This window comes from Frateuria sp. GZRR33, assembly GCF_051900425.1.
GTDB lineage: Bacteria > Pseudomonadota > Gammaproteobacteria > Xanthomonadales > Rhodanobacteraceae > Frateuria_A.
Map to the genome: position 1 here is coordinate 36,078 of NZ_JBHZGK010000015.1, position 6,723 is coordinate 42,800.

The 6,723-nt window shown below is 67.0% G+C and carries 7 protein-coding genes; 6 read left to right on the forward strand and 1 reads right to left on the reverse strand.

The annotated features are described in order from the left end of the window. Window positions 1-262: 262 nt before the first annotated feature. Window positions 263-1,309 (forward strand): lytic transglycosylase domain-containing protein, encoded by a 1,047-nt coding sequence (locus ACFWZU_RS15160; protein ID WP_439702363.1) that lies wholly within the window; start codon window positions 263-265, stop codon window positions 1,307-1,309. 128 nt (window positions 1,310-1,437) lie between these two features. Here ACFWZU_RS15160 and ACFWZU_RS15165 read toward each other — a convergent pair whose 3' ends face one another. Next, the gene (locus ACFWZU_RS15165; protein WP_439702364.1) at window positions 1,438-2,646 is read right to left on the reverse strand and encodes a S1C family serine protease; all 1,209 of its coding nucleotides are present in this window, start codon (window positions 2,644-2,646) and stop codon (window positions 1,438-1,440) included. A gap of 165 nt (window positions 2,647-2,811) precedes the next feature. On the opposite strand from ACFWZU_RS15165, the gene petA reads away from it, so the two are divergent. From petA to ACFWZU_RS15190, 5 genes are all read left to right on the forward strand, one after another. Next, window positions 2,812-3,408 (forward strand): ubiquinol-cytochrome c reductase iron-sulfur subunit, encoded by a 597-nt coding sequence (gene petA, locus ACFWZU_RS15170; RefSeq protein ID WP_439702365.1) that lies wholly within the window; start codon window positions 2,812-2,814, stop codon window positions 3,406-3,408. Then, entirely contained in the window at window positions 3,408-4,709 is a 1,302-nt protein-coding gene (locus ACFWZU_RS15175; protein WP_439702366.1) for a cytochrome b, read from the forward strand. Before petA ends, ACFWZU_RS15175 begins: the two co-directional genes overlap by 1 nt. A gap of 13 nt (window positions 4,710-4,722) precedes the next feature. Further along, a complete protein-coding gene (locus ACFWZU_RS15180) occupies window positions 4,723-5,454 on the forward strand; it encodes a cytochrome c1 (RefSeq protein ID WP_439702367.1) in 732 nt (243 codons plus the stop codon). A gap of 75 nt (window positions 5,455-5,529) precedes the next feature. Next, entirely contained in the window at window positions 5,530-6,153 is a 624-nt protein-coding gene (locus ACFWZU_RS15185; protein WP_439702368.1) for a glutathione S-transferase N-terminal domain-containing protein, read from the forward strand. 34 nt (window positions 6,154-6,187) lie between these two features. Then, window positions 6,188-6,604 carry a ClpXP protease specificity-enhancing factor gene (locus ACFWZU_RS15190; RefSeq protein WP_439702371.1) on the forward strand — a complete coding sequence of 139 codons (417 nt, stop codon included), beginning with the start codon at window positions 6,188-6,190 and terminating at the stop codon, window positions 6,602-6,604. The last annotated feature ends 119 nt before the right edge of the window (window positions 6,605-6,723 follow it).

Genomic DNA, 6,723 nt, shown 5'->3' on the forward strand with positions numbered 1-6,723 from the left:
ACGGGTGCCAGTTTGTGGTTGGGATCAATCACTTGCGGACATGCCGGGACATGGGGAGCGCGCAGTCGCGCGCAGGTGGGCTCCTGCGACAACTGGCTCTTCCAGCCCGCTCGCCTCGGGCGCAGCCCGCGGGGGGCGAAGCGCCGCCTCGGCGCAAGCCCTCTGCCATTTCGAACGGGAGCGGCCACGAAAAGCTTGCCAGCCCGCACGGAACCGTGTGGCGGCGCTGGCTTCCGCCCCCTCGTGGGGGCACACTCCGCGCATGTTTGCCGCCGCACGCGAAGGGGAGAGCGCCGGCGTGGCTTCCGTTGCTTTCCCGGGTCGGTCGATCCTCTGCAGGGTCGCGCTTGCCTGTGCGCTGCTGGCGGGGTTGCTGTGCCTGCCGAAGGCGCACGCCGGGGCGCTCTACCAGTGCACCGGGTCGGGCGGGGAAACGGTATACAGCAGTACCACCGCCGGCTACCGCGGTTGCCACAAGGTCGCGTCCTTCGCCGACTCGCGCCGCAAGGTTCCCGCGACGCCCAGGAAACCGGTCGCGTCGCTGGCAGGGGTGCATGGCTGGGTGCAGACCACCGCCCGGCGGGTGTCGCTGACCGGTGTCGAGGGCTCGGTGGACACCACCGCGCGCACTGTCGATGCAGGCCAATGGAACTACCGCGAGGGCGCCCCCGACACGACGGCCGCGGCTGCGCCGGGCAACCGCGTGCTGCGCGGCGCGGTCTATCGCGTCCAGAAGGCGGACGGCTCGGTCGAATACACCAATCTCGCGCCGGGCAGCGGCAGGGGCCGCGCGGTGACCACGCTATTTACCTATATCGCCACCTGCGCGGCCTGCAACCTGCACTCGACCATCGACTGGAACCGCGTGCGCCTGAACCTGACCGCCTATGCCGATGCCGTGCGCGCAGCCAGTGCGGAATCGGGCGTGGACGAAGCATTCCTGCGCGCCGTCATCCACGCCGAGAGCGCGTTCAATCCCAATGCGCTCTCGCTCAAGGGGGCGCAGGGGCTGATGCAGCTGATGCCGGGGACGGCCAGCGACATGGGCGTGCTTGATGCGTTCGATGCCGGGCAGAACATCCGCGGCGGCGCCCGCTACCTGGCGCAGTTGCTCAAGACCTTCGGCGGGGACGAGCAATTGGCCGCGGCCGCCTACAACGCGGGGCCCGGGGCGGTGCTGCGGTACAACGGCGTGCCGCCGTTCGCCGAGACCCAGGTGTACGTGAAGCGGGTTGGCGAGCTGCGCAAGCGCTACGGCGCCGCTGTGCATGGCGCGATGACCGCGATGCGCGCCAGCGGCGCGCCCTGAGATCTCGCTGGTTCCCTGTAGGAGCGCACCCCGTGCGCGACCGTCATCTTTGCGCCGGCTGGGCGCTACGGCACGACGGAAATGGCGCTCGCGCATGGAGTGCGCTCGTGCAAAGGGACGCCTTGGCTTCAGCCGTCCAGCGGGGCGCGGGTCTGCAGCGGCGGGCGTCGGGCCAGGGTGACGTCGGCGTGGAATGGCACGCCATTGCGCAGCCCGGAGACTTCGACCCTGGTGCCGGGCTTGAGCGCGGCCTCGTGCCGGCGCAGATCGGCCGGATCCAGGATGTCGTCGGTGCCGATGCGCAGCAGGATGTCGTGCGGCTGGATGCCGGCCTGTGCCGCGGGGCCGCCGGGATAGACGTCGGTCACCTGCGCGCCGCGGGCCGCTGCGGGCAGGCCGCTGTCGGCCGCCACCGGCACGAACGCGTAGTCTGCCCCCAGCCAGCCGCGCACCACGTGGCCGGTGGCGATGATCTGGTCCAGGACGTTCTTCGCGTTGCCTACCGGGATGGCGAAGCCGATGCCCTCGGCATTGGCCTGCCGCCCGATCAAGAGCGTATTGATGCCGACCAGTTCACCCCTGGCATTGACCAGCGCGCCACCGGAATTGCCAAGATTGATCGCGGCGTCGGTCTGGATGAAGTCCTCGGCGCTGGAGCTGGACAGTTGCCGTCCGACCGCGCTGACGATGCCCATCGTCACCGTCTGGTTGAGGCCCAGCGGGTTGCCGATCGCCAGCACCACGTCGCCGGCGCGCAACGAGCGGCCATCGGCGATTTTCACCACCGGCAGGTTGCCGGCACCGATCTTGAGCACGGCCAGGTCGGTTTCCTCGTCGGCTCCGACCAGGGTGGCCTTGGCGATGCGGCCGTCGTAGAGCAATACCTGGATGTCGTCGGCGTTGGCGATCACGTGATTGTTGGTCAGCACGTAGCCCTTGTCGCTGACGATCACCCCCGAGCCGAGCACCTGCTGGGGGCGCTTGTACGCCGGGCCGGTCGGCAGGCCGCCGAAGAGCCGCTGCAGCACCGGATCGTCGTACATCTGCACCGCGCGCGCGGTGACCATCTTGTTGGCGTAGATGTTGACCACCGAGGGCGCGGCCTTCGCCACGGCATCGGCGTAGGAGACCGGTCCGTTGCCCTGTGCGGGGACGGTGGCCTGTGCCGCCGCGGGATGCTCCGTGGAGGCCGAGGCCTGCGGCACATGGCCCAGGCCGAAGCGTGCGCGCAGGCGGTCGCCGCTGCCCGGCCAGAACAGCCCGACCACGAAGGCAAGCGCCAGTCCAAGGATGACGAAGCGGGCGATAAAGGCGAGCGCGCCGGCGGCGTTCTTCATGGCTTCAATGGTTTGCGTGGGCCGGACGTGGAGGCGCGCGGGAAGGTCGTCTCCCCTCGTGTGATTGATTGTACGGGCCAGGCCCTGACGCTACACTAACGCGATTTTTGCAGGCTCCCAAACGGGGCTCGCATCTCAATGGCATTGCATGTACCGGAGAGCCTGATGGCGAACGAAGTCGTCGATCATGGCCGCCGCCGCTTCCTGACAGCGACCACTTCCGTGGTGGGTGCTGTCGGAGTCGTCGCGGCAGCCGTGCCCTTCATCAAGTCCTGGGAGCCCAGCGCCCGCGCCAAGGCCGCCGGTGCGCCGGTCATGGCCGATATCGGCAAGATCGAGCTGGGCCAGAAGGTCGACTACGCCTGGCGTGGCCTGCCCGTGTTCGTGGTCCGCCGCACGCAGGACCAGCTTGCGGTGTTGCCGACCCTGGCCCCGCGCCTGGTCGATCCCAATTCCGAGGTCGACCAGCAGCCGAGCTACATCAAGGGCCCGGACCGCGCGATCAAGCCCGAGTGGCTGGTCGTGATCGGCATCTGCACCCACCTGGGCTGCGTGCCGGAGTTCTTCCCCCAGATCAAGCCCGAACCGTTCGACCCGAACTGGAAGGGCGGTTTCTTCTGCCCATGCCACAAGTCGCGCTACGACCTCTCCGGCCGCGTCTTCCAGGGCGTGCCCGCGCCGAAGAACCTGCAGGTGCCGCCGTACCACTTCGTGGACGATACGCACATCCAGATCGGCGTCGATCCCAAGGAGGCCGGCTGATGGCTAACGTATTCACCCGCATGGGCGACTGGGTCAACGAGCGCGCGCCCAACATGATGCCTGCCTACCGCAAGCACATGACCGAGTACTACGCGCCGAAGAACTTCAACCTCTGGTACTACTTCGGTTCGCTGGCGCTGCTGGTGCTGGTCAACCAGATCGTGACCGGCATCTTCCTCACCATGAACTACAAGACCAGCGCGGCGGAAGCCTTCGCGTCGGTCGAGTACATCATGCGCGACGTGGAATGGGGCTGGCTGATCCGCTACATGCACTCCACCGGCGCTTCGCTGTTCTTCGTGGTGGTGTTCCTGCACATGTTCCGCGGCCTGATGTACGGCTCGTACAAGAAGCCGCGCGAACTGGTGTGGCTGCTGGGCATGCTGATCTTCCTGGTGCTGATGGCCGAGGCCTTCATGGGCTACGTGCTGCCGTGGGGCAACATGTCGTTCTGGGGCGCCAAGGTGATCATCTCGTTGTTCGGCACGATCCCGGTCATCGGCGGCACGCTGGTGGAGTGGATCATGGGCGACTACCTGCCCGCCGACGCCACCCTCAACCGCTTCTTCGCGCTGCACGTGATCGCGCTGCCGCTGGTGCTGCTGCTGCTGGTGGTGCTGCACATCGCCGCGCTGCACGAAGTGGGTTCGAACAACCCCGATGGCGTGGAGATCAAGAAGGGTCCGAAGGGCAATCGCTGGGACGCGCTCAAGCCGGCCGACGGCATCCCGTTCCATCCGTACTACACGGTCAAGGACCTGGTCGGCGTCGGCTTCTTCCTGCTGATCGCCGCGTTCATCATCTTCTTCGCACCGACCATGGGCGGCTGGTTCCTGGAGCACGACAACTTCATCCCGGCGAACAACCTGGCCACGCCCGCGCACATCAAGCCGGTGTGGTACTTCACTCCGTTCTACGCGATCCTGCGCATGATCCCCTCGTTCCTGGGTCAGGCGTTCTGGGGCGTGCTGGCGATGTTCGGCGCGATCGCGCTGCTGTTCGCGCTACCGTGGATCGACGTGGGCAAGGTCAAGTCGATCCGCTACCGCGGCACCGGCTACAAGGTCGGCCTGGGCCTGTTCGTGCTGTCGTTCATCATGCTGGGCGCAGTCGGCGCGGGCATCACCGCCGAGGTGATCCCGGAGTGGTTCGGCGACGTCGACGTGACCTTCTGGGAGAACCTGTTCGGTCGCTTCTGGACGCTGGTCTACTTCGGCTATTTCGTGTTCCTGTGGCTGTACACGCGCCTCGGCTGGGAAACCACCAAGCCGGTTCCGGAACGGGTGACCATGCATGACTAAGCGGCAGCTACTGATGAAGCACATTCTTCTTTCGATGACGCTCGCCCTGGGCCTGCTCGTGGGCAGCACCCAGGCCATCGCCGAGGAGGGCGGCGCGGAGCTGCCTTCCGCCAACGTCAATCTGCGCGACCAGGCGTCGCTGCAGCGCGGCGCGCGCCTGTTCTTCAACTACTGCGTGGGCTGCCACTCGCTCAAGTACCAGCGTTACTCGCGCATCGCCGAGGACCTGGGCCTGACCGAGAAAGAGGTGATGGAAAACCTCAACTTCACCGGCGCCAAGTTCGGCGAGCCGGTGATCTCGCACATGCCCGAAGACATGGCCAAGCAGTGGTTCGGCAAGGCTCCGCCGGATCTTTCGCTGGAAGTGCGCGCCAAGACGGCCGACTGGGTCTACGGCTACCTCAACGGCTTCTACGTCGACCCGAGCCGCCCGGTGGGCTGGAACAACACCGTGTTCCCGAACGCCTCCATGCCGTTCCCGCTGTGGGAGCTGCAGGGCGTGCAGACCGCGGTGAAGAAGCCCGGCAGCGAAGACGTGGAGAAGCTGGAGCTTTCCCAGCCCGGCCGCATGACGCCTGAGCAGTACAAGCAGGCGGCCCGCGACCTGACCAACTTCCTGGCCTACGTCTCCGAGCCGGCGGCGCTGCAGCGCCATGCCTATGGCATCTGGGTGATCCTGTTCCTGGCGCTGTTCACCCTGCTGGCCTATGCACTGAAGAAGGAATACTGGAAGGACGTCCACTAAGCCGGACACCTGTCAGCATCGGATGCGGCGGCCCTCTTGCGCCGCCGCATCGCTTATACAAGGGGAGAAAAGCGCATGGTGCAAAGCGCTCGTTCGCGTACCGTACTGACCCTGTACACCACCGCCGACGACATCCAGTGCCATCGCGCGCGACTGGTGCTCGCGGCCAAGGGCGTCAGCTACGAGCGTGTGCTGGTCGACCCGGCCAAGCCGCCGGAAGACCTGCTCGATCTGAATCCCTACGGCAGCACGCCGACACTGGTCGATCGCGACCTCACCCTCTACGACACCGCGGTCGTCTGCGAATACCTGGACGAGCGCTATCCGCATCCGCCGCTGATGCCGATCGATCCGCTGTCGCGCGCGCGCCTGCGCCTGGCGACCGTGCGCATCGAGCGCGACTGGCTGCCCGAGGTGGACACCATCCGCGCCGGCGGCCGTCCGGCCGACGCCGCGCGCAAGCGTCTGCGCGAACACCTGCTCGCCTCGCTGCCGTTGTTCAAGGCGGCCAAGTTCTTCCTCAATCCCGAAATGAGCCTGGTCGACTGCCTGGTTGCTCCGGTGGTCTGGCGCCTGCCGTGGCTGGGCGTGGACCTGGGCCGCGAGGGCAAGCCGATCGTCGACTATGGCGAGCGGCTGTTCCACAGCCAGGGTTACGCGCGCAGCCTGACCAACGAAGAGCGGGCGATGCGGCCATGACCGGCACGTGCCGATGACCGACCGCTCGCCGCCGATGAGCTCCAATCGTCCGTACCTGCTGCGGGCGATCTACGACTGGATCACCGACAACCAGCTGACCCCCTATGTGCTGGTGGACGCCACCGTCGAGGGCGTGCGCGTGCCGCCGCAGGTGGTCAAGAACGGGCAGGTGGTGCTCAACCTCGCCATGCGCGCGGTGGCCAACCTCGAGCTCGGCAACGACTACATCGGTTTCCAGGCGCGCTTTTCCGGCGTCAGCCAGGCGATCCGCATTCCGGTGCAGGCCGTGCTCGCGCTGTACGCGCAGGAAAACGGGCAGGGCATGATGTTCCCGACCGAGGATGGCGACGCGCCGCCTCCGGCGCCCGGCCCGGACGATTCCGGCCCCTCGTCACCTGGCGAAGGCCAGGACAAGCCCAAGCGTTCACCCCACCTGCGCGTAGTGAAGTAAGCCTGCGCCGTTTGGCTCCCCTTGCTGGACCGGTTCCTGTAGGAGCGCACCTGTGCGCGACCGGGGACACGATAGTCGCGCACAGGTGCGCTCCGACATGCGCCAGGGGTTTGCATCAC